We start from the raw sequence: 20,089 nt of genomic DNA on the forward strand, positions 1-20,089 counted from the left end.
GCGGCGGCCCGCTATCTGCGGGCTGCCGCCATCGCCGAGGAAAAGTGCCAGGCGTGCCCTAGGCGTAAACCGGCCAGCGCTCGACGATCCGCCCGCCGCGCAGCGCCAGCAGGTCGCCGAACTGTAGCAGCACCGACTCGCTCTGGGTCGGCCGCAGGAAGACCTGGTCGTCCACCGCCAGGCCCACCGCCGGCGAGCCATTGACCATCTCCTGGTTCGAGCTGCGCCCGTAGATGCCGTTGCTGCGCAACCCCGCGGGCGAGGCGAAGTCGGCCATCCAGTTGCCGCCGTAGATGAAGAAGGTGCCGCGCTGGTTCGGGTCCCACCAGGAAAACAGCCGCGACTTGCCGTCCAGCGCCGGGATCTGCACCGCGCCGGTGCTCTTGAGGACCGGCGTGGCGATGTAGGCGGCCGGCACGTGCTCGGCCAGGGACGGCAGGTCGTAGTGGCTCGGCTTGAGCATGGCGGTGCCCACCGAGACCTCGCTGCTCAGCGACTCGTTCTCGTGCATGCGATAGCTGGGGCTGCCGGCGGTATTCAGGGTCAGTTGCGGCGTCCACAGCGCGGCGAAACGCTGGCGGGCGAAGTCGACATGGCCCTGGTAGAGCGCCATGACCCTGGCGAACAGTTCCTCGGGCGAGCCGAGGATGCCCGGCACGCCCATCCCGACGAAGGGGTCGTAGCCCATGAAGCCGGCGAACTCCAGGTGCTGCGGATGCGCCGCGATCAGCGCCAGCAATTCGCCCAGCCCGGCCTGGTCGGCCACTCCGCCACGGTGCAGGCCGACATCCAGCTCGATGTTGATGCGCATCCGCGTACCCAGCCCCTGGGCCAGCGCCAGGTACTGCCGCAGGCGCTGCGGCGTGTCGACCAGCCATTGCAGTTGCCGGGCCGGATCGAACGAGCCCTTGTGCTCGCGGTAGAACAGCTCCGCCGAACGCACCGGCAGCGGCTTGCCCAGCAGGATGTCGGCATCCGGGAAGACGACCGCGTCATGGTTGAGGAACGGCTGGTGGAAGGACATCAGCCGGCGCGTCCCGGCACGCTTGCCGATGTATTCCAGCAGGCCCGGCGCGGGCAGCGATTTCTCCACCAGGCGCAACTGCTTGCCGCCACGACGGACCGAGCGCATCACCACGTCGATGTTGTGGTCCAGCCGGTCGAGGTCGATGAGCATTACCGGGCACATCGGCCCGTTGGCCTTCAGCTCGCGGTTCAGCGCGCGGAAATAGTCGTCGTACGGCCCGCCGCGGTCGGCGGGGCGCAGCCAGGCGGCGGTACCGGCCAGCAGCGCGCCGGCACCGAGGCCGGCGAACATGAACTTGCGTCGATTCACGGCGTCGCTCCTTTCAGGTCACGCCCAGGATGGAAGAGAGGTGCGCATTGAGAAACTTGCCGTCCGGGTCCAGCGCCTGGCGCACCTCGGCGAACTCCCGCCAGCGCGGGTAGAGCGTCTGCAACTGGCGCGCGTTGAGGCCATGCAGCTTGCCCCAGTGCGGCCGCCCGGCGTACTTCCAGAAGATCGGCTCCACCGCGGCGAAGAAGTTGTGATGGTCCATGCTGTAGTGCTGGTGCACGGAAATGGAACAGCTGTCGCGGCCCTCGAACATGCTCAGGGGGATGTCGTCGGCCTTCACGTAGCGGTACTCGATGGGGAACCAGGTACGCAGGTCCTTGCCGCGGATCAGCGCGAGGATCTCGCGCAGGCAGGCCGGGCCGTGCTCGGCGGGCACCGAATACTCCATCTCGTTGAAGCGCACGTTGCGCACATTGGCGTAGACCGCGTAGGAGTCGTCGACCCGCTCGTCGAAACGGGCGAAATGGCGCAGGCTGTTGAGCAGGGTGCGGCGGGTCTCGGGGAAGTCGCTGACGTACTTGTCGAGCCCCTCGATGAGGCTGACGAACTGGTTGCCGCCCTCCTCCTCCGGGTCCGGCGGCGGGGTCTTCGGCTCCTCGGTCTCGTTGAGGGCGATCGACAGGGCATAGTCGGAATGGGTGACCACCAGCATCTCCCAATGCTGGTTCTCGCGGGTGTTCTTCTCCACGTCCTCCAGCAGTTCCTCGGTCCTGGCGATCCACTGCCGCTCGCGCAGGCGATAGGCCGCGCGGTTCTGCAGGCGCACCCGGGTCACCACGCCCAGCGCGCCGAGGGAGACGCGCGCGGCGTCGAACACCTCGGGGTGGCGCGCGGCGTCGCAGTCGAACACCTCGCCGCTGGCGCTGACCAGCTGCAGGCCGCGGACCTGGGCGGAATAGGAACCGAAGCCGACCCCGGTGCCGTGGGTCGAGGTGGCGATGGCGCCGGCCAGGGTCTGGTAGTCGATATCGGCCATGTTCACCAGCGCCTGGCCGATCTCCTTGAGCGGCGCGCCCATCTGCGACATCGGCGTACCGCCGCCGAACTCGGCCTGCAGGGTGTCGCCGTCGTGACCGAGCAGGCCGCTGAAGTAGGCCAGGGACAGCAGGGTGCCATCGGTCGGCACCAGCGCGCTGAAGGAGTGGCCGGAACCCACGGGGCGGATTTTCCCGGGAGCCTCGCGGATCACCCGGAGCAGTTCGTCGAGGTCCTTCGGCGCTTCCCGCGCAAGGGGCAGGCAGCTTTGCGCGCCGGACCAGTTGCGCCAGGGAATCAGGCGCGGCGCCCGAAGCAGTTCGGCCAGCGCGGGATTGCCCGCCAGGGCGGCGAAGGCGCCGAGCGCCCCCGCCCGCTGCAGGAGCTGGCGTCGTGACAGGTGGCTTGGCATGCCGGTACCTCTTATCGGTCTTGTGCGGCGGACATGAATTCGATCAACGCGCGGAACTGCTCTTCCGAGCACTGCATGCACATGCCCATGGGCGGCATGCCCTTGTAGCCGTTGATGCTGTGGTCCAGCAGGGTGTCCATGCCCTGCGCCAGGCGCGGCGCCCAGGCCGCGGCGGCGCCGGTCAGCGGCGCGCCGGAAGCCGGATCGGCGTGGCAGAGCTTGCAGCTAGCGGAATAGACCTGCGCCAGCGCGGCGTCGGCGGGGACACGCTGGACGTCGGCGGCCGGAGGCGGCTCCGCCGAATCCCCGCAGGCGACCAGCGCCAGGCACAACGGCAGCAGCCCCAGGTGGCGCAGGCGTGGAAGACTCGACCCGGGGCGGGACGTGGACGGCATGGTGTTCCTCTCTCGTGGCGCAGCGCGTGCGTTGCTGTCGGGCAACAGTAAGGCGGCGGCGGGTGGAGGATGAGGGCAATGCGGGCCAGCGACGGGGGGTTCTGCGGCCAGCCCTTTTCCACAGGCCGGCGGCGGTCTAGAGTCGAGGTTCCAGCAGCGCCGAGGAACCGGCATGAGCGACACGATACAGAGGCGGCACTTCACCTTCTTCCATGCCCTGCGGGTCCGCTGGGCGGAAGTCGATCCCCAGGGAATCGTCTTCAACGGCAATTACCTGACCTATCTCGACGTCGCCATCACCGAGTACTACCGCCAGCTCGGCATGACCTACCCGGCCGACCTGCTGCGCGGCGGCGGCGACCTGTTCGCGCTGAAGAGCACCCTGGAATACCGCGCGCCGGCGCATTTCGACGACTGGCTGGAGATCGGCACCCGGGTGGCGCGGCTGGGGCGCAGCAGCCTGGTCTTCGAGCTGGGCATCTGGCGCGACGAGCAGTTGCTGACCATCGGCGAGCTGGTCTACGTCCATGCGGATGCGCGCGAGCGACGGAGCCGGCCCCTGCCGGACTGGCTGCGCGAGAAGATCAGGGTGTTCGAGCGGCAGGCCCCAGAGGAATCAGGGGCTCGTACCGAGTAGCTGGGACAGCCGCGCGCGGTCGGCGGCATAGGTCTTTTCCGCGTCCTGGCGAGCTTTCTGGAAGCGATCGAGCTCGCCTTGCAGGCGCGCTTCTTCCTGCCTGAGGTCATCCAGCTGGTCCACCAGGCCCTGCGCCACCGGACGGCCGGCGCGCTCCTGGCTGGCCGCCTGGCCCTGCAGGTTGGCCTGTTGCAGCTTGAGCGACTGGAGGTTGCCGCGCGCCACGCTGCTCAATCCATCCAGTTCGGCCAGCCGGCGCTCGCGGGCGCGGTCGACGTCCTCGACGCTGGAGTAAAGGCGCAGCAACTGCGCATCGGAACTGGCCTGGGCCTGGGCCGCCTTGCGCTGCCGCAGCTCCTCGGCGGTCGGCGCCGGCGGTACGGTGCGGATCACCCGGCCCTGGTCGTTGAGCACCTGGTAGCCCTTGCCGATGTACTGCGGCGGCACACCCTGGCGGTCGAGCACCACCACGCCCTTGTCGTTGACGTAGCGGTACAGCTCCACCGCCCCGCCCGGCGCCGCCTGGACGCCGAAGGAAAGCCCCTGGAGCGCCAGCCCCAGGGCCACCAGACAACGCACTACATCCTGTCCGACCATGCCAGTCCCTTGTGAAAGGTTCAGATACCGTATTGGGCGCGATAGGCCTCTACCGCCGGCAGATGCTTCTTCAGTTCAGCATCTCCGGCAAGATATTCCAGCACCTGCTCCAGGGACACGATGCTCACCACCGGCATGCCGAAGTCGCGCTCGACTTCCTGGATCGCCGACAGTTCGCCCTTGCCGCGCTCCTGGCGGTTCAGCGCGATCAGCACGCCCGCCGCCCTGGCGCCCTGGGCGTCGATGATCTGCATCACTTCGCGGATCGCGGTGCCGGCGGTGATCACGTCGTCGATGATCAGCACCCGGCCGCTCAGCGGCGCGCCGACCAGCGTGCCGCCTTCGCCGTGGTCCTTGGCTTCCTTGCGGTTGAAGCACCAGGGCAGGTCGCGCCGGTGCTGCTCGGCGAGGGCCACCGCGGTGGTGGCGGCCAGGGGAATGCCCTTGTAGGCCGGGCCGAACAGCACGTCGAAGTCGATACCGCTGTCGATCACCGCCTCGGCGTAGAAGCGCCCCAGGCGGGCCAGCGCCAGGCCGCTGTCGAACAGGCCGGCATTGAAGAAATAGGGGCTGGTGCGCCCGGACTTGAGGGTGAACTCACCGAAGCGCAGAACCCCGCGCTCGATGGCGAAACGAATGAAATCGCGCTGATACGCCTGCATGAATGACACCAAGCCGCATGAATTTAGCTAAACCGTTTGAGCTCGGGTATCATACACGCACGTGATTTTGGGGGCCATTTATGCGGATCATCAGTGTGAACGTGAATGGTATTCAGGCTGCGGCCGAGCGCGGTTTGCTCAGTTGGCTGCAAGCACAGAATGCCGACGTGATCTGCTTGCAGGACACCCGAGCCTCCGCCTTCGATCTGGATGACCCGTCCTTCCAACTGGACGGCTACTTCCTTTATGCCTGCGATGCCGAGCTACCCGAACAGGGCGGTGTCGCACTCTACAGCCGTTTGCAGCCCAAAGCTGTGATCAGCGGCTTAGGTTTCGAAACGGCCGATCGTTACGGGCGCTACCTGCAAGCCGACTTCGACAAGGTGAGTATCGCCACCCTGCTGCTGCCTTCCGGGCAGAGCGGAGACGAGAGCTTGAACCAGAAATTCAAGTTCATGGACGATTTCACCCATTACTTGAGCAAACAGCGCCGCAAGCGCCGCGAATACATCTACTGCGGCTCGCTGTACGTCGCCCACCAGAAGCTCGACGTGAAGAACTGGCGCGAGTGCCAGCAGATGCCGGGTTTCCTCGCGCCCGAACGCGCCTGGCTGGACGAAGTGTTCGGCAACCTCGGCTATGCCGACGCCCTGCGCGAAGTCAGCCGCGAAGGCGACCAGTTCAGCTGGTGGCCGGACAGCGAACAGGCCGAGATGCTCAACCTCGGCTGGCGCTTCGACTACCAGGTGCTGACCCCCGGTCTGCGCCGCTTCGTGCGCAACGCCAAGCTGCCGCGCCAGCCGCGCTTCTCCCAGCACGCGCCGCTGATCGTCGACTACGACTGGCAGCTGAGCATCTGAGGCTCGATCCAGGTACGAAAAAGCCGGCGCATGCGCCGGCTTTTCTATTTCCCGTGCAGCCTACTTGATCAGCCGCAGGCAGAACGGATAGCGATAGGCCTTGCCTTCGTTGGCCTTGATTCCGGCGATGATGGTCAGCACCAGCGCCGCCAGGCAGACCAGGCCAAGCAGGAAGAAACCGATCACCACCAGCATCAGCAGGAAGCTGACGAACATCGCCAGCGCCACGGTGATCTGGAAGTTCAGCGCTTCCTTGCCCTGGGCGTCGACGAACGGATCGCTCTCGCGCTTGAGTTGCCAGACGATCAGCGGCCCGAGCAGGCTGCCGAAGGGAAATACCAGGCCGATGAACGCCGCGAAATGGCAGAACATCGCCCATTGCCGGGCTTCCTGGCCGGGGCTCGCAGCGACCTCTTCGGATACCTCGTTCATGTTGCGCTCCTTCTTCAAGGGCCCGGCGGGCGCCGGGCGTCCGCTCATTCGGCCAGCGCGGCGCGCTGGAGTTCGAACAGCTCCTGCATGCCCTGCTGGGCCAGTTCGAGCATGGCGTTCAGCTCGGCGGGACGGAACGGCGCGCCTTCGGCGGTGCCCTGCACCTCGATGAAGCCGCCGGCATCGGTCATCACCACGTTCAGGTCGGTTTCCGCAGCGGAATCCTCCAGGTAGTCCAGGTCGAGTACCGGCACGCCCTGGTAGATGCCCACGGAGACCGCGGCGACCATCTGCTTGAGCGGGTTGCCCTTGAGCGCGCCGCGCTTCTTCAGCACCGCCAGGGCATCGATCAGCGCCACGGTGGCGCCGGTGATCGAGGCGGTGCGGGTGCCGCCGTCGGCCTGGATCACGTCGCAGTCGATGTACAGGGTGTTCTCGCCGAGCTTGCTCAGGTCCAGCGCCGCGCGCAGGGAGCGACCGATCAGGCGCTGGATTTCCAGGGTGCGGCCGCCCTGCTTGCCGCGACTGGCCTCGCGCTGGTTACGTTCACCGGTCGAGCGCGGCAGCATGCCGTACTCGGCGGTCAGCCAACCCTGGCCCTGGCCCTTGAGGAAGCGCGGCACCCCGGACTCGGCGCTGACGGTGCAGATCACCTTGGTATCGCCGAACTCGACCAGCACCGAACCTTCTGCGTGCTTGGTGTAATGGCGGGTGATGCGGATCGGGCGCAGCTGGTCGGCGGCACGGCCACTGGGACGATTCATCGTGGTTATCCTGTACTGAGAAAGCGGAATTGGCCGCCATTATAGAGGCCTGCCCTGGCTCTCAACCACCGTCGGCGTGCGGGCCCCGCCGGACGTGGGTTACAATGCCCGGCTCGAATCACGGCGGGCCGCACGCGGCCGGCGCCGGACGCACTTCCCCACACGACTATCGAGGTAGACCCATGGTGCACAGCATGACCGCCTTCGCCCGCGTCGAGCAGGCCGGTACCCACGGCACCCTGAGCTGGGAGTTGCGCTCGGTCAACCACCGCTACCTGGAGCCGCACCTGCGCCTGCCCGATGCCTTCCGCGACCTCGAGGGTGCCGTGCGCGAAGCGCTGCGCCAGGGCCTGTCGCGCGGCAAGGTGGAATGCACCCTGCGCTTCGCCGAGGAGACCGCCGGCAAGAGCCTGCAGGTCGACCAGGAGCGCGCCCGCCAGCTGGTCGCCGCCGCCGAAGGCGTAGCCGCCCTGATCCGCCAGCCGGCACCTCTCGATCCGCTCGCCGTGCTGGCCTGGCCCGGCGTACTGGTGGCCGACTCGGCCGATCCGCAGGCACTCAACGCCGCCGCCCTGGAAGCCTTCGGCCAGGCCCTGGAGCAACTCAAGGCCGGCCGCTCGCGCGAAGGCCAGGAGCTGGCGAAGCTGCTCAACGAACGGCTCGACGCGATGCTGGTGGAAGTCGGCAACCTGCGCGAACTGGTGCCGACCATGCTGGCCAACCAGCGGCAGAAGATCCTCGACCGCTTCGCCGAACTCAAGGCCGAACTCGATCCGCAGCGCCTGGAGCAGGAACTGGTCCTGCTGGCGCAGAAGAGCGATGTCGCCGAGGAGCTCGACCGCCTCACCACCCACGTCGGCGAGGTCCGCCGGGTCCTCAAGGCCGGCGGCGCCGCCGGCCGCCGCCTGGACTTCCTGATGCAGGAACTCAACCGCGAAGCCAATACGCTGGGTTCCAAGGCCTTCGACCCGCGCTCGACCCAGGCCGCGGTCAACCTCAAGGTCCTGATCGAGCAGATGCGCGAGCAGGTGCAGAACATCGAATGACCGGCGGGCGCCTGCGCCCGATCTTTTTCCAACCCTCACGAAGCACCAGGAACATCCCATGTCCGGCACCCTGTACATCGTTTCCGCTCCCTCCGGCGCCGGCAAGACCAGCCTGGTGAAGGCCCTGCTCGACGCCGCCCCCGAGGTCCGCGTCTCCGTCTCCCACACCACCCGCGGCATGCGCCCGGGCGAGGTGGACGGGGTCAACTACCACTTCACCCGCCGCGAGGAGTTCCTCGAGATGCTCGAGCGCAACGAGTTCCTCGAGCACGCCGAAGTCTTCGGCAACCTCTACGGCACCTCGCAGCGCTGGGTCGAGAAGACCCTCGCCGAAGGCCTCGACCTGATCCTCGAGATCGACTGGCAGGGCGCCCAGCAGGTACGCCGGCTGATGCCCGAGGCCCAGTCGATCTTCATCCTCCCGCCGAGCCAGGAAGCCCTGCGCCAGCGCCTGACCAACCGCGGCCAGGACAGCGACGAGGTGATCGAGCGGCGCATGCGCGAAGCCGTCAGCGAAATGAGCCACTACGTGGAGTACGATCACCTGGTGATCAACGACGATTTCGCCCACGCCCTGGACGACCTCAAGGCGATCTTCCGCGCCCGCCAGTTGCGCCAGGACGCCCAGCAGCAACGCCACGCCGAACTGCTCGGTCGTCTGCTCGCCTAAATCGGCTCTTCCATAAAGATTGGCGATTTTTTAGACTATTCAGTCCGCCCGGCAAACGTCGGGCTCACTTTTCGTTACGAGGAACACCATGGCCCGCGTCACCGTTGAAGACTGCCTGGACAACGTCGATAACCGTTTCGAGCTGGTCATGCTCGCCACCAAGCGCGCCCGTCAGCTGGCTACCGGCGGCAAGGAGCCGAAAGTGGCCTGGGAAAACGACAAGCCGACCGTCGTCGCCCTGCGCGAGATCGCTTCCGGCCTGGTCGATGAGAACGTCGTCCAGCAGGAAGACATCGTCGAGGACGAACCGCTGTTCGCCGCGTTCGACGACGAGGCCAACACCGAGGCCCTGTAAGCCATGGCCTCGGCTCGACGTCGCCTGCGAGCGCCGCAACCCGCCTACGGGCAGGGGGTGAACCCTTGCCGGGCATAGACGCCTTCGCCGACAGACTGTCGAGCTACCTAGGGCCGGACCAGGTCAACCTGGTCCGCCGCGCCTACTACTACGCCGAGCAGGCCCACGACGGGCAGCGCCGCCGCAGCGGCGAGCCGTACGTGACCCACCCGCTGGCGGTCTCCAATATCCTCGCCGACATGCACATGGACCATCAGAGTCTGATGGCCGCGATGCTGCACGACGTGATCGAGGACACCGGCATCGCCAAGGAAGCGCTCACCGCGCAGTTCGGCGAGACCGTCTCGGAACTGGTCGACGGGGTCAGCAAGCTGACCCAGATGAACTTCGAGACCAAGGCCGAGGCCCAGGCCGAGAACTTCCAGAAGATGGCCATGGCCATGGCCCGCGACATCCGCGTGATCCTGGTCAAGCTGGCCGACCGCCTGCACAACATGCGCACCCTCGAAGTGCTCTCCGGCGAAAAGCGCCGGCGCATCGCCAAGGAAACCCTGGAAATCTACGCGCCGATCGCCAACCGCCTGGGCATGCACACCATGCGCGTGGAGTTCGAGGACCTCGGTTTCAAGGCCATGCACCCGATGCGCGCCGAGCGCATCCGCCAGGCGGTGAAGAAGGCCCGCGGCAACCGCCGCGAGATCGTCGGCAAGATCCAGGAGTCGCTGGTCAACTGCCTCGCCCGCGAAGGCATGGAAGGCCAGGTGATCGGCCGCGAGAAGCACCTCTACAGCATCTACCAGAAGATGCGCGGCAAGCGTAAGGCGTTCAACGAGATCATGGACGTCTACGCCTTCCGCATCATCGTCGACAAGGTCGATACCTGCTACCGCGTGCTGGGCGCCGTGCACAGCCTGTACAAGCCGTTCCCCGGGCGCTTCAAGGACTACATCGCGATTCCCAAGGCCAACGGCTACCAGTCGCTGCATACCACCCTGTTCGGCATGCACGGGGTGCCCATCGAGATCCAGATCCGCACCCGCGAGATGGAGGAGATGGCCAACCACGGGATCGCCGCGCACTGGCTGTACAAATCCAACGACGAGACGCCCAAGGGCACCCACGCCCGCGCCCGACAGTGGGTGAAGGGCGTGCTGGAGCTGCAGCAGCGCGCCGGCAACTCGCTGGAATTCATCGAGAACGTGAAGATCGACCTGTTCCCGGACGAGGTCTACGTATTCACACCCAAGGGCCGCATCATGGAACTGCCCAAGGGTTCCACCGCGGTCGACTTCGCCTACGCGGTGCATACCGACGTCGGCAACAGCTGCATCGCCTGCCGCATCAACCGCCGCCTGGCGCCGCTCTCCGAGCCGCTGCAGAGCGGCCAGACGGTGGAAATCGTCACCGCCCCGGGCGCCCGGCCGAATCCGGCCTGGCTGAGCTTCGTGGTCACCGGCAAGGCGCGCACCCATATCCGCCACGCGCTCAAGCTGCAACGCCGCTCCGAGTCGATCAACCTCGGCGAGCGCCTGCTGAACAAGACCCTCACCGGCTTCGACAGCCACCTCGAGAAGATCCCCCAGGAACGCATCCAGGCCGTGCTCGCCGAGTACCGCATGGAAGTCTTCGAAGACCTGCTGGAAGAGATCGGCCTGGGCAACCGCATGGCCTACGTGGTCGCCCGCCGCCTGCTGTCCAGCGAAGGAGAGGAAGCGCCGAGCGCCGAGGGTCCGCTGGCGATCCGCGGCACCGAAGGCCTGGTCCTGAGCTACGCCAAGTGCTGCACGCCGATTCCCGGCGACCCGATCGTCGGCCATCTGTCCGCCGGCAAGGGCATGGTGGTGCACCTGGAAAGCTGCAAGAACATCAGCGAAGTCCGCCACAACCCGGAAAAATGCATCCAGCTCAGCTGGGCCAAGGATGTCACCGGCGAATTCAACGTCGAACTGCGCGTCGAGCTGGAGCACCAGCGTGGTCTGATCGCCCTGCTCGCCACCAGCGTCAACGCGGCCGACGGCAACATCGAGAAGATCAGCATGGACGAGCGCGACGGCCGCATCAGCGTCGTACAACTGGTCGTCAGCGTGCACGATCGCGTCCACCTGGCCCGCGTCATCAAGAAGCTGCGCGCCCTCAAGGGAGTGATCCGGATCACCCGCCTGCGCAGCTGACCCGCTTTTTCCTGTGTCATCCGGCGCCCCCGCGCCCACTCGATTTCAGCAAGGAGTTCCCATGACCAAGACCGTTATCCACACCGACAACGCCCCGGCCGCCATCGGCACCTATTCCCAGGCCATCAAGGCCGGCAACACCGTCTACGTATCCGGGCAGATCCCGCTGGACCCGAAGACCATGGAACTGGTGGAAGGCTTCGAGGCGCAGACCGTCCAGGTGTTCGAGAACCTCAAGGCGGTGATCGAGGCTTCCGGCGGCTACCTGCACGATGTCGCCAAGCTGAACATCTTCCTCACCGACCTGTCGCACTTCGCCAAGGTCAACGAGATCATGGGCCGCTACTTCACCCAGCCCTACCCGGCGCGCGCCGCCATCGGCGTGGCCGCCCTGCCCAAGGGCGCACAGGTGGAAATGGACGCCATCGTCGTCCTCGAGTAAGCCGGTTGTTCGCGACGGGGCCCCAGGGCCCCGTCGCCCTGCATGGAGTAGCACGATGCGCCGCGTGATTTTCCTCGCCGCAGCCGCCCTGCTGGCCGGTTGCGCCGGCACGTCCGATCCGTCCGGCACCTGGATCAACCAGGCCGCCATCGACGCCGCCAGCAAGGACGGCAAGCTGCGCGAGGCCCTGCTCGCCTATGGTCCCAACCTGGAGTGGAAGCTCGACAGCAAGGCAGGCGAAGCCACCTTCAGCAACGGTTTCGAACTCGGCGAAGGGACCCTGAGCAAGAGCGATGACGAACACTGGAAGGTTGCCTTCTATGGCGACGACAACCAGGAGAGCCTCGCAGTGGACGGCAAGGAACTGATCCAGCAGGCCAGCGCCAACGGCCCGGAACAGCGTTTCCGCCGTCTCGACCCGCAACCCGCGGCCAACAGCCCTGCCGGCAGCGGTTTCGAACGAGCCTTGTACAGCAGCTACCTGAAGGGCAGCTGGAAGATCCGCGAAGGCCAGGGCCAGGGCGGCAAGGTCGAGTTCCAGGCCAACGGCCTGGTCAGCGGTCTTCCCGGCGCCGAACGCTACGCGCTGTGCCTGGCCGGCGATTGCGCGGCGATGAGCGGCGACAACGACAGCATCTGGCTGCAACAAGGCAACCGCGGCCGCGAACTGCTGTTCAGCCTGGACGACGACGAGCTGCAACTGTTCGAGGCGGTCAACACCGCCGGCGCCAACGAGATGCCCAGCTACGTGCCGGGCAAGCGCGTCTGGCTGCTGGAGCGCTGACTCCTCTCAGAGGGCGGCCAGCACCAGCCAGCCGCCCAGCGCCAGCAGCAGGACGCCACAGAGTCGGTCCAGCGCGCCTACCCGCCGCTGCAACCAGCCGCGCCAGCGCGGCCTGTCCAGCAGGCGCACCAGCGCCATGTCCCAGCACAGCACCACCAGGCTCATCCACGCCAGGCACAGGGCCAGCGCCCAGCCCGGCAGGCTGAAGCGCGCCAGCACGCCGAACAGCCCGGCATAGAAGATCGGCAGCTTGGGATTCAGGCTGCTCGCCAGCAGGCCGTCGCGCAGCCCGCGCAGATAGCCGCCGCTGGACGGGAGGTCGCGCTGCGCCGGAATTTCCAGTCGCCTGTGCGCCAGCAGCGCCTGGCCCGCCAGCCAGAGGAAGTACAGACCGCCGAGCGCCTGCAGCCAGCGCAAGGCGCTGTGCGCCGGGTCCGGCACGCTGGCCAGCAGGCCGAGCACCAGCAGCATGCTCAGGAGGTTGGCCAGGGCGATGCCGGCGGCCACCCCGTCGGCCTGGCGCCGGCCACGCAGCAGGGCGGCGCGCACCAGCAGGAAAAAGTCCGGTCCCGGCGACAGCAGGGCGGCGAAATGGGCACTGGCGACAAGGACGAACGCGGCGAACATGAAGGCCCCTCGAAACGTGAAGGCCTCCAGTCTGTGCGGTGCGGCGGGCGCCGTATTGGAAAAAACTCAGGTCTTGGCGCTGCGCCGGAACTGCCCCGGTGTGACCCCGGTGAAACGCCGGAAGGTCGTGGAGAAGTGCGCCTGGTCGTAGAAGCCGAGGTGCTGGGCGAGTTCCGCCAGCGGCCGTTCTTCCAGCAACAGGCGCTTGGCCTGGCGCACCCGGCATTGCAGCTGGTAGGTATGCGGCGGCACGCCGTAGGCACGCCGGAAAGCCTCGATCAGGTGGCGCGGGTGGCGCTGCAGCAACTGCGCCAGCTGGTCCAGACCGAGCGCCTCGCTGGCATGCGCCTCCAGGTAATCGCGCAGGCGCGCGGTGGTCCCGCCGTCACGCGGCGCCGCGGCCGCCGGTCGCATGCCGCCGTGGCGCACGAATACCTGTTCGAGCAAGGCCAGCAGGCGGCTTTCCAGCGCCAATGCGTCGCTGCGCTGGAAATCCTCGGCCAGCCGCGCCATACCAGCCGCCACGCTGCCGTCGTCGGCCGGGTTCAATTCGCCGAAGCCGCGCGGCAACTGTTTGCGGCCGAGCAGGCCGAGCAGGCGCGCTTCTTCGACATAGAGCATCCGGTAGACCAGCCGCTCGGATTCGGCGTGCCCGGTATGCGGCTCTTCCGGATTCATCAGCGACAGGGTGCCGGCCGGCAGCGCGTGGCGCCGCCCGCGGCACTGGTAGCCGCCGACGCCGTGAAGGATCGAGCCGATGGCGAAGGCCGAATGGCTGTGGCGGCCGAACGCCTGGCCGGAGAAGTCCGCATGGAACAGCTCCACGCCGGGCAGCCAGGGGCGCGCCAGCAGCCGGTTGGCGGCCATCAGGCGTCCCCGAGCACCGCCGCGTAGCCCTCGCGGTAGCTGGGATAGCGCGGCACCCAGCCGAGCGCGCGGGCACGACGGTTGCTGCAACGCTTGCTGCCGGCGCGGCGTACCGAATGCTCGTCGGCCCATTGGCTGACGCCCAGGCGCTGGCGCAGGTAGTCGACCACCTCGTGCATCGCCACCGGCGCGTCGTCGACACCGATGTAGCAGTCTTCCAGCGCTTCGCCACGGGCGTCGGCGCGCAGCAGGAAGGCCAGCAGTCCCGCGGCATCGTCGGCATGGATGCGGTTGGCATAGAGCGGCGGCTCGCTGACCACCCGGTAACCCTGGCGCACCTGGTTGAGCAGCCATTCCCGGCCCGGCCCGTAGATGCCGGCCAGGCGCACGCGGCTAGCCGGTATCCCGCTGTCCAGCGCGACCCGCTCGGCGTCGAGCATGATCCGTCCGGAATAGGCCTGGGAAAGCGCCGGCGAGTCCTCGTCGATCCAGCTGCCGTCGGTCTGCGCGTAGACCCCGGTGCTGGAGACGAACAGCAGGCGCCTGGGCCGCTGGCCGTGGGCCTGTAACCAGCCCAGCACATGGCGCAGGCCATCGACGTAGGCGGCACGGTAGCCAGCCTCGTCGTGCTGACTGGCGGCGGCGCTGTATACCAGGTAGTCGAGCGGCTCGCCCGGCCACTGCGCGGGGCACTCCGGAGCCTGCAGATCGCCGGCCACCGGCAGGATCCCCTGCGGCAAGGCGTCCACCGAGCGACGCAGGCCATGCACCCGCCAGCCATCGGCCAGCAGCGCCTCGCCGAGGCGCCCACCGACATCGCCACAACCGGCGATCATCACTGTTTGCGACATGAAGCCGTCTCCTTCCTACAACAAGGCGGCCAGTGTAGGCGTCGAATCGTCTGCAATGCACGCCCGATCATGCGCCCGAAGGTTGGTTCGCGGCGGTGCAGCCGCTATGCTTGGCCGATCTTAACGGATGAGCCGCCATGACCCTCACCGAACTGCGCTACATCGTCACCCTCGCCCAGGAACAACACTTCGGCCGCGCCGCCGAGCGTTGCCACGTCAGCCAGCCGACCCTCTCGGTCGGCGTGAAGAAGCTCGAGGACGAGCTGGGGGTGCTGATCTTCGAGCGTAGCAAGAGCGCCGTGCGCCTGACGCCAGTGGGCGAAGGCATCGTCGCCCAGGCGCAGAAGGTCCTCGAACAGGCCCAGGGCATCCGCGAGCTGGCCCAGGCCGGCAAGAACCAGCTGGCCGCGCCGTTGAAGGTCGGCGCCATCTACACCATCGGCCCGTACCTGTTCCCGCACCTGATTCCGCAGCTGCACCGGGTCGCGCCGCAGATGCCGCTGTACATCGAGGAGAATTTCACCCACATCCTCCGCGACAAGCTGCGCACCGGCGAACTCGACGCGATCATCATCGCCCTGCCGTTCCAGGAAGCCGACGTCCTGACCAAGCCGCTGTTCGACGAGCCTTTCTATGTGCTGATGCCGGCCGACCATCCCTGGACCGCCAAGGCCAGCATCGATTCCGAGCTGCTCAACGACAAGAGCCTGCTCCTGCTCGGCGAGGGCCACTGCTTCCGCGACCAGGTGCTGGAGGCCTGCCCGACCGTGCGCAAGGGCGACGAGAACAAGCACACCACGGTGGAGTCCTCCTCGCTGGAAACCATCCGCCACATGGTCGCCTCCGGCCTCGGCGTGTCGGTCCTGCCGTTCTCCGCGGTGGACAGCCACCACTACGCCCCGGGCGTCATCGAGGTCCGCCCGTTCAGCGCGCCGGTGCCGTTCCGCACCGTCGCCATCGCCTGGCGCGCCAGCTTCCCGCGGCCGCGCGCCATCGAGGTGCTGGCCGACTCGATCCGCCTGTGCTCGGTGGCCCGTCCGCAAACCCAGGAACAACCGCAACTCGCATGACCGAGCTGTCCAGGGTCCCGGTCACCGCGCTCAAGGGCGTAGGCGCCGCGCTGGCGGAAAAACTCGCTCGCGTGGGCCTGGAAACCCTGCAGGACATCCTCTTCCACCTGCCCCTGCGCTACCAGGACCGTACCCGCGTCACCGCCATCGGCGCCCTGCGCCCGGGGGCCGACGCGGTGGTCGAGGGCGTGGTGGCCGGCGCCGACGTGGTGATGGGGCGCCGGCGCAGCCTGCTGGTGCGCCTGCAGGACGGCAGCGGCACTCTCAGCCTGCGCTTCTACCACTTCAGCCAGGCGCAGAAGGACGGCCTCAAGCGCGGTACCCACCTGCGCTGCTACGGCGAAGTCCGTCCGGGTGCCTCCGGCCTGGAGATCTACCACCCGGAATACCGCGCGCTGAACGGCGACGAGCCGATCCCGGTGGAGCAGACCCTGACGCCGATCTACCCGACCACCGAGGGCCTCACCCAGCAGCGCCTGCGCCAGCTCAGCCAGCAGGTCCTGGCCCTGCTCGGCCCCAGCAGCCTGCCCGACTGGCTGCCGGCGGAGCTGGCCCGCGACTACCAGCTCGGCCCGCTCGACCAGGCGATCCGCTACCTGCATCGGCCGCCGCCGGACGCCGATATCGAGGAGCTCGCCGAAGGCCGGCACTGGGCGCAGCTGCGCCTGGCCTTCGAAGAGTTGCTGACCCACCAGTTGTCCTTGCAACGCCTGCGCGAAGCCGTGCGCTCGCAGGCGGCCCCGCGCCTGCCGCCGGCCCGTCGGCTGCCGCAGCAGTTCCTCGCCAATCTCGGCTTCCAGCCAACCGGCGCGCAACAGCGGGTCGGCGCCGAGATCGCCTACGATCTGGCCCAGGACGAGCCGATGCTGCGCCTGGTGCAAGGCGACGTCGGCGCCGGCAAGACCGTGGTCGCCGCCCTCGCTGCCCTGCAAGCCATCGAGGCCGGCTACCAGGTGGCGCTGATGGCGCCGACCGAGATCCTCGCCGAGCAGCACTTCGTCAACTTCGGCAAGTGGCTGCAACCGCTGGGCATCGAGGTCGCCTGGCTCGCCGGCAAGCTCAAGGGCAAGGCCCGCGCGGCGGCTCTGGAACGGATCGCCGACGGCGCGCCGATGGTGGTCGGCACGCATGCGCTGTTCCAGGACGAAGTGAAGTTCAAGCGCCTGGCCCTGGCGATCATCGACGAACAGCACCGCTTCGGCGTGCAACAGCGCCTGGCCCTGCGCCAGAAGGGCGTGGACGGCCGGCTCTGCCCGCACCAGCTGATCATGACCGCGACACCGATCCCGCGAACCCTGGCGATGAGCGCCTACGCCGACCTGGACACCTCGATCCTCGACGAGCTGCCGCCCGGCCGTACACCGGTGAATACCGTGCTGGTCGCCGACAGCCGCCGCATCGAGGTGATCGAGCGGGTCCGCGCGGCCTGCCGCGAAGGGCGCCAGGCCTACTGGGTATGCACCCTGATCGAAGAATCCGAGGAGCTGACCTGCCAGGCCGCCGAGACCACCTACGAAGAACTGTCCTCGGCGCTGGGCGAACTGCGTGTCGGCCTGATCCACGGACGCATGAAGCCGGCGGACAAGGCGGTGGTGATGGAGGCCTTCAAGGAAGGCATGTTGCAATTGCTGGTGGCGACCACGGTGATCGAAGTCGGCGTCGACGTGCCCAACGCCAGCCTGATGATCATCGAGAATCCCGAGCGTCTCGGCCTGGCCCAGCTGCACCAGCTGCGCGGCCGGGTCGGCCGGGGTAGCGCCGCCAGCCACTGCGTGCTGCTCTACCATCCCCCCCTGTCGCAGATCGGCCGCGAGCGGCTGGGCATCATGCGCGAGACCAGCGACGGCTTCCTCATCGCCGAGAAGGACCTGGAGCTGCGCGGCCCCGGCGAAATGCTCGGCACCCGCCAGACCGGCCTGTTGCAGTTCAAGGTCGCCGACCTGATGCGCGACGCCGATCTCCTGCCGGCAGTGCGCGACGCCGCCCAGTCGCTGCTGGCGCACTGGCCGCAGCACGTCAGCCCGCTGCTCGAGCGCTGGCTGCGGCATGGCCAGCAATACGGCCAAGTGTGATCTATTTCGCTCTCGCCGGTCGGCGTAGGTCTCAGTCTTAAGGCAGCTCTGGTTATACTGACGGAAAATCCAGATCTCATGGTCTCGTCATGACAGAAGCCGCCCTGGCCTCCGCCGATGCTCCGCACGCCCCTCAGGTCATCCTCCAGCTGCTCGCCAAGCTCGGCATCGCCTGCCGTGAAGTGGCCGACGGCACGGACCTGCCGGCAGCCCGCCGGGTCCAGGCGGTGCTGCTGGACGACGCCGTCGGCACCCTGCTGGTGCTGTTCCCGCAGAGCCAGCTGCTGGATCTCGCCCGGCTCACCGAACTGACCGGCCGCAAGCTGCTGGCGATCAAGCCCGAGCGCCTGGAGCGGATGCTCGGCAAGCATGAGTTGCACCGCCTGCCGGCGCTGCCGCCCTTGACCAGTTCGCCCTGCCTCTACGACGAGCGCCTGCTGCAGGAACCGCGCCTGCTGATCGAGTCCGGCCAGCCAGGCATCCTCCTGGAAATCGCCAGCAATGATTTCCGCAGCCTGCTGGCCAAGGCTAGCGCCGCACGCTTTGGCGAACCGCTGGAGAACATCAGCCTGAACCTGGATCGTCCGGACGACGATCGCGCGGAGATCAGCCAGGCGGTACAGGCCTTCACCGCCCGACGCATCCAGCAACGCCTGGAGCAGACCATCGAGATTCCCCCGCTACCGCAGACGGCGCAGAAGATCATCAAGCTGCGGGTCGATCCCAACGCCAGTGTCGACGACATTACCGGCCTGGTCGAGACCGACCCGGCGCTGGCCGCCCAGGTGGTCAGCTGGGCCGCCTCGCCCTACTACGCCGCGCCGGGCAAGATCCGCTCGGTGGAGGACGCGATCGTCCGCGTGCTCGGCTTCGACCTGGTGATCAACCTGGCCCTCGGCCTGGCCCTGGGCAAGACCCTCACCCTGCCCAAGGACCAGCCGCAACAGGCCACGCCCTACTGGCAGCAGGCGATCTACACCGCAGCGGTGATCGAGGGCCTGACCCGCGCCATGCCGCGCGAGTTGCGCCCGGAGTCCGGCCTGAGCTACCTGGGCGGGCTGCTGCACAACTTCGGCTACCTGGTCCTGGCGCATGTCTTCCCGCCACACTTTTCGCTGATCTGCCGGCACCTGGAAGTCAACCCGCATCTCGGTCACGCCTACATCGAGCAGCACCTGCTGGGAATCACCCGTGAGCAGATCGGTGCCTGGCTGATGCGCGTATGGGATATGCCGGACGACCTCTACTGCGCCCTGCGCTTCCAGCAGGACCCCGGCTACACCGGGCCGAACGCGGTCTACGCCAACCTGATCTGCCTGGCCAGCCGGCTGCTGCGCAACCAGGGTATTGGCGATGGCCCACAGGAAGCGATTCCGACGGGCCTGTACGAACGCCTGGGGATCACCGGGGAAAAGGCCGAGGATGCGGTGCGGAAGGTGCTGGAAGCCGAAGCCGCCCTGCGCGAACTGGCGGCGCAGTTCAATCGCCTGCCGGGATGACCGGGTAGTCCATCGCGTAGTGCACTACCGCCGGTCCACGAGCGTGGCTCGGAGAAGATTCGAAAGCCGCCGTCAGGCGGCTTTCTTTTCCGGCGCCTTCTTCTTGGGCTTGAGGTATTTCACCAGGCCCTGGAACCAGATCACCAGCGCCGGATTTCCCTGGATCTGGATGTCCTTGTTCTGGATGCCCTGCATGAACGCCAGCTGCGGGTTCTTCGAGGTCATGGCGGCGAAACCGTAGGCTCCGTCCTTGAATCCAAGGGAAAACGCCGGTTGCGGATGGCTACCGCGCTTGCTGGTCACGCGCAGGTCCCGAACCACGTAGTGACGCGCCACCTTGCCATCGAGGGTGTGCAGCTGGAATACCAGGTCCTTGCCTTCGAGCTGTTTCTGGAAGGCGGGGTTGTCGCGGCTGGCCTTGCCCATCAGGCGGCCGAGCATCCACAGGAGAAGACGAAATTTCATGCGCGCGTCTCGATATCCAGGAAATGAGCGGCGCATTGTAGCTGTTCGAGCGATGGACTACAGCTGTCCTTTCGATGAG

22 protein-coding genes are annotated in these 20,089 nt (G+C 67.4%); 11 read left to right on the forward strand and 11 right to left on the reverse strand.

The genetic code is table 11. The annotated features are described in order from the left end of the window. Positions 1 to 58 precede the first annotated feature (58 nt). The 3 genes from B7D75_RS27585 to B7D75_RS27595 all read right to left on the reverse strand — a co-directional run bounded on the left by B7D75_RS27585 (position 59) and on the right by B7D75_RS27595 (position 3,139). Positions 59 to 1,267 carry a DSD1 family PLP-dependent enzyme gene (locus B7D75_RS27585; protein ID WP_074197295.1) on the reverse strand — a complete coding sequence of 403 codons (1,209 nt, stop codon included), beginning with the start codon at positions 1,265 to 1,267 and terminating at the stop codon, positions 59 to 61. Between the two features lie 82 nt (positions 1,268 to 1,349). After that, the gene (locus B7D75_RS27590) at positions 1,350 to 2,678 is read right to left on the reverse strand and encodes a D-arabinono-1,4-lactone oxidase (protein WP_074197294.1); all 1,329 of its coding nucleotides are present in this window, start codon (positions 2,676 to 2,678) and stop codon (positions 1,350 to 1,352) included. A gap of 77 nt (positions 2,679 to 2,755) precedes the next feature. Continuing rightward, positions 2,756 to 3,139: a c-type cytochrome gene (locus B7D75_RS27595; protein ID WP_043098701.1), complete on the reverse strand. Its 384-nt coding sequence runs from the start codon at positions 3,137 to 3,139 to the stop codon at positions 2,756 to 2,758. A gap of 172 nt (positions 3,140 to 3,311) precedes the next feature. On the opposite strand from B7D75_RS27595, the gene B7D75_RS27600 reads away from it, so the two are divergent. Continuing rightward, positions 3,312 to 3,776 (forward strand): acyl-CoA thioesterase, encoded by a 465-nt coding sequence (locus tag B7D75_RS27600; protein WP_003150728.1) that lies wholly within the window; start codon positions 3,312 to 3,314, stop codon positions 3,774 to 3,776. Here the strand turns inward: B7D75_RS27600 and B7D75_RS27605 are convergent. Together B7D75_RS27605 and pyrE are read right to left on the reverse strand one after the other, a co-directional pair. Beyond that, complete coding sequence (locus B7D75_RS27605) at positions 3,756 to 4,373, reverse strand: hypothetical protein (protein ID WP_003150729.1); 618 nt, start codon at positions 4,371 to 4,373, stop codon at positions 3,756 to 3,758. The two genes, B7D75_RS27600 and B7D75_RS27605, sit on opposite strands and share 21 nt — an antisense overlap. A gap of 20 nt (positions 4,374 to 4,393) precedes the next feature. After that, positions 4,394 to 5,035, reverse strand: coding sequence for an orotate phosphoribosyltransferase (gene pyrE, locus B7D75_RS27610; RefSeq protein ID WP_012077941.1), 642 nt, complete (start codon positions 5,033 to 5,035; stop codon positions 4,394 to 4,396). 80 nt (positions 5,036 to 5,115) lie between these two features. Here pyrE and B7D75_RS27615 point away from each other — a divergent pair, with 80 nt between their 5' ends. Then, the gene (locus tag B7D75_RS27615; RefSeq protein WP_003150731.1) at positions 5,116 to 5,895 is read left to right on the forward strand and encodes an exodeoxyribonuclease III; all 780 of its coding nucleotides are present in this window, start codon (positions 5,116 to 5,118) and stop codon (positions 5,893 to 5,895) included. Between the two features lie 60 nt (positions 5,896 to 5,955). On the opposite strand, the gene B7D75_RS27620 is transcribed toward B7D75_RS27615, so the two are convergent. Together B7D75_RS27620 and rph are read right to left on the reverse strand one after the other, a co-directional pair. Then, positions 5,956 to 6,327 carry a DUF4870 domain-containing protein gene (locus B7D75_RS27620; RefSeq protein ID WP_003150732.1) on the reverse strand — a complete coding sequence of 124 codons (372 nt, stop codon included), beginning with the start codon at positions 6,325 to 6,327 and terminating at the stop codon, positions 5,956 to 5,958. Positions 6,328 to 6,371: 44 nt separating this feature from the next. Further along, entirely contained in the window at positions 6,372 to 7,091 is a 720-nt protein-coding gene (gene rph, locus B7D75_RS27625; RefSeq protein WP_003096595.1) for a ribonuclease PH, read from the reverse strand. Positions 7,092 to 7,273: 182 nt separating this feature from the next. On the opposite strand from rph, the gene B7D75_RS27630 reads away from it, so the two are divergent. The 6 genes from B7D75_RS27630 (at position 7,274) to B7D75_RS27655 (ending at position 12,559) form a co-directional block, all read left to right on the forward strand. Continuing rightward, on the forward strand, positions 7,274 to 8,137 hold the full coding sequence (locus B7D75_RS27630; RefSeq protein WP_034082732.1) for a YicC/YloC family endoribonuclease: 864 nt from the start codon (positions 7,274 to 7,276) through the stop codon (positions 8,135 to 8,137). Between the two features lie 58 nt (positions 8,138 to 8,195). Further along, the gene (gene gmk / locus B7D75_RS27635; protein WP_003150735.1) at positions 8,196 to 8,807 is read left to right on the forward strand and encodes a guanylate kinase; all 612 of its coding nucleotides are present in this window, start codon (positions 8,196 to 8,198) and stop codon (positions 8,805 to 8,807) included. Positions 8,808 to 8,895: 88 nt separating this feature from the next. Continuing rightward, complete coding sequence (gene rpoZ, locus B7D75_RS27640; protein ID WP_003096602.1) at positions 8,896 to 9,162, forward strand: DNA-directed RNA polymerase subunit omega; 267 nt, start codon at positions 8,896 to 8,898, stop codon at positions 9,160 to 9,162. Between the two features lie 65 nt (positions 9,163 to 9,227). Then, complete coding sequence (gene spoT, locus B7D75_RS27645; protein ID WP_003096603.1) at positions 9,228 to 11,333, forward strand: bifunctional GTP diphosphokinase/guanosine-3',5'-bis pyrophosphate 3'-pyrophosphohydrolase; 2,106 nt, start codon at positions 9,228 to 9,230, stop codon at positions 11,331 to 11,333. Positions 11,334 to 11,394: 61 nt separating this feature from the next. Then, entirely contained in the window at positions 11,395 to 11,775 is a 381-nt protein-coding gene (locus tag B7D75_RS27650) for a RidA family protein (RefSeq protein ID WP_003150736.1), read from the forward strand. A 55-nt stretch (positions 11,776 to 11,830) separates the two neighbouring features. After that, positions 11,831 to 12,559, forward strand: a complete 729-nt coding sequence (locus B7D75_RS27655) for a hypothetical protein (protein WP_053814793.1) — start codon at positions 11,831 to 11,833, stop codon at positions 12,557 to 12,559. Between the two features lie 6 nt (positions 12,560 to 12,565). On the opposite strand, the gene B7D75_RS27660 is transcribed toward B7D75_RS27655, so the two are convergent. The 3 genes from B7D75_RS27660 to B7D75_RS27670 all read right to left on the reverse strand — a co-directional run bounded on the left by B7D75_RS27660 (position 12,566) and on the right by B7D75_RS27670 (position 14,904). Then, on the reverse strand, positions 12,566 to 13,186 hold the full coding sequence (locus B7D75_RS27660; RefSeq protein ID WP_012077944.1) for a LysE family translocator: 621 nt from the start codon (positions 13,184 to 13,186) through the stop codon (positions 12,566 to 12,568). 66 nt (positions 13,187 to 13,252) lie between these two features. Further along, positions 13,253 to 14,053, reverse strand: a complete 801-nt coding sequence (locus B7D75_RS27665) for an AraC family transcriptional regulator (protein WP_034082740.1) — start codon at positions 14,051 to 14,053, stop codon at positions 13,253 to 13,255. Further along, positions 14,053 to 14,904, reverse strand: coding sequence for an NAD-dependent epimerase/dehydratase family protein (locus B7D75_RS27670; protein WP_107114602.1), 852 nt, complete (start codon positions 14,902 to 14,904; stop codon positions 14,053 to 14,055). The genes B7D75_RS27665 and B7D75_RS27670 overlap by 1 nt, the downstream gene beginning before the upstream one ends. Before the next feature lie 137 nt (positions 14,905 to 15,041). Between B7D75_RS27670 and oxyR the strand changes: the two genes are divergently transcribed. The 3 genes from oxyR to B7D75_RS27685 all read left to right on the forward strand — a co-directional run bounded on the left by oxyR (position 15,042) and on the right by B7D75_RS27685 (position 19,545). After that, on the forward strand, positions 15,042 to 15,974 hold the full coding sequence (oxyR, locus tag B7D75_RS27675) for an oxidative stress transcriptional regulator OxyR (RefSeq protein WP_012077948.1): 933 nt from the start codon (positions 15,042 to 15,044) through the stop codon (positions 15,972 to 15,974). Further along, on the forward strand, positions 15,971 to 18,046 hold the full coding sequence (gene recG, locus B7D75_RS27680) for an ATP-dependent DNA helicase RecG (RefSeq protein ID WP_107114603.1): 2,076 nt from the start codon (positions 15,971 to 15,973) through the stop codon (positions 18,044 to 18,046). The genes oxyR and recG overlap by 4 nt, the downstream gene beginning before the upstream one ends. A gap of 89 nt (positions 18,047 to 18,135) precedes the next feature. Beyond that, positions 18,136 to 19,545: an aminoacyl-tRNA deacylase and HDOD domain-containing protein gene (locus B7D75_RS27685; protein WP_034082748.1), complete on the forward strand. Its 1,410-nt coding sequence runs from the start codon at positions 18,136 to 18,138 to the stop codon at positions 19,543 to 19,545. Between the two features lie 72 nt (positions 19,546 to 19,617). On the opposite strand, the gene B7D75_RS27690 is transcribed toward B7D75_RS27685, so the two are convergent. Continuing rightward, a complete protein-coding gene (locus tag B7D75_RS27690) occupies positions 19,618 to 20,010 on the reverse strand; it encodes a hypothetical protein (protein WP_003153182.1) in 393 nt (130 codons plus the stop codon). Positions 20,011 to 20,089 lie beyond the last annotated feature (79 nt).

The organism is Pseudomonas paraeruginosa (genome assembly GCF_003025345.2).
GTDB lineage: Bacteria > Pseudomonadota > Gammaproteobacteria > Pseudomonadales > Pseudomonadaceae > Pseudomonas > Pseudomonas paraeruginosa.

What these genes read in the sequence shown, in the direction of transcription:
- recG (WP_107114603.1), top strand. Translation starts at nt 15,971, where the DNA reads ATGACCGAGCTGTCCAGGGTCCCGGTCACCGCGCTCAAGGGCGTAGGC.
- B7D75_RS27605 (WP_003150729.1), bottom strand. Translation starts at nt 4,373, where the DNA reads ATGGTCGGACAGGATGTAGTGCGTTGTCTGGTGGCCCTGGGGCTGGCG.
- B7D75_RS27620 (WP_003150732.1), bottom strand. Translation starts at nt 6,327, where the DNA reads ATGAACGAGGTATCCGAAGAGGTCGCTGCGAGCCCCGGCCAGGAAGCC.
- B7D75_RS27600 (WP_003150728.1), top strand. Translation starts at nt 3,312, where the DNA reads ATGAGCGACACGATACAGAGGCGGCACTTCACCTTCTTCCATGCCCTG.
- gmk (WP_003150735.1), top strand. Translation starts at nt 8,196, where the DNA reads ATGTCCGGCACCCTGTACATCGTTTCCGCTCCCTCCGGCGCCGGCAAG.
- B7D75_RS27615 (WP_003150731.1), top strand. Translation starts at nt 5,116, where the DNA reads ATGCGGATCATCAGTGTGAACGTGAATGGTATTCAGGCTGCGGCCGAG.
- pyrE (WP_012077941.1), bottom strand. Translation starts at nt 5,035, where the DNA reads ATGCAGGCGTATCAGCGCGATTTCATTCGTTTCGCCATCGAGCGCGGG.
- B7D75_RS27595 (WP_043098701.1), bottom strand. Translation starts at nt 3,139, where the DNA reads ATGCCGTCCACGTCCCGCCCCGGGTCGAGTCTTCCACGCCTGCGCCAC.
- B7D75_RS27685 (WP_034082748.1), top strand. Translation starts at nt 18,136, where the DNA reads ATGACAGAAGCCGCCCTGGCCTCCGCCGATGCTCCGCACGCCCCTCAG.
- B7D75_RS27630 (WP_034082732.1), top strand. Translation starts at nt 7,274, where the DNA reads ATGGTGCACAGCATGACCGCCTTCGCCCGCGTCGAGCAGGCCGGTACC.
- B7D75_RS27655 (WP_053814793.1), top strand. Translation starts at nt 11,831, where the DNA reads ATGCGCCGCGTGATTTTCCTCGCCGCAGCCGCCCTGCTGGCCGGTTGC.
- B7D75_RS27670 (WP_107114602.1), bottom strand. Translation starts at nt 14,904, where the DNA reads ATGTCGCAAACAGTGATGATCGCCGGTTGTGGCGATGTCGGTGGGCGC.
- B7D75_RS27660 (WP_012077944.1), bottom strand. Translation starts at nt 13,186, where the DNA reads ATGTTCGCCGCGTTCGTCCTTGTCGCCAGTGCCCATTTCGCCGCCCTG.
- oxyR (WP_012077948.1), top strand. Translation starts at nt 15,042, where the DNA reads ATGACCCTCACCGAACTGCGCTACATCGTCACCCTCGCCCAGGAACAA.
- rph (WP_003096595.1), bottom strand. Translation starts at nt 7,091, where the DNA reads ATGAATCGTCCCAGTGGCCGTGCCGCCGACCAGCTGCGCCCGATCCGC.
- rpoZ (WP_003096602.1), top strand. Translation starts at nt 8,896, where the DNA reads ATGGCCCGCGTCACCGTTGAAGACTGCCTGGACAACGTCGATAACCGT.
- B7D75_RS27690 (WP_003153182.1), bottom strand. Translation starts at nt 20,010, where the DNA reads ATGAAATTTCGTCTTCTCCTGTGGATGCTCGGCCGCCTGATGGGCAAG.
- B7D75_RS27650 (WP_003150736.1), top strand. Translation starts at nt 11,395, where the DNA reads ATGACCAAGACCGTTATCCACACCGACAACGCCCCGGCCGCCATCGGC.
- B7D75_RS27665 (WP_034082740.1), bottom strand. Translation starts at nt 14,053, where the DNA reads ATGGCCGCCAACCGGCTGCTGGCGCGCCCCTGGCTGCCCGGCGTGGAG.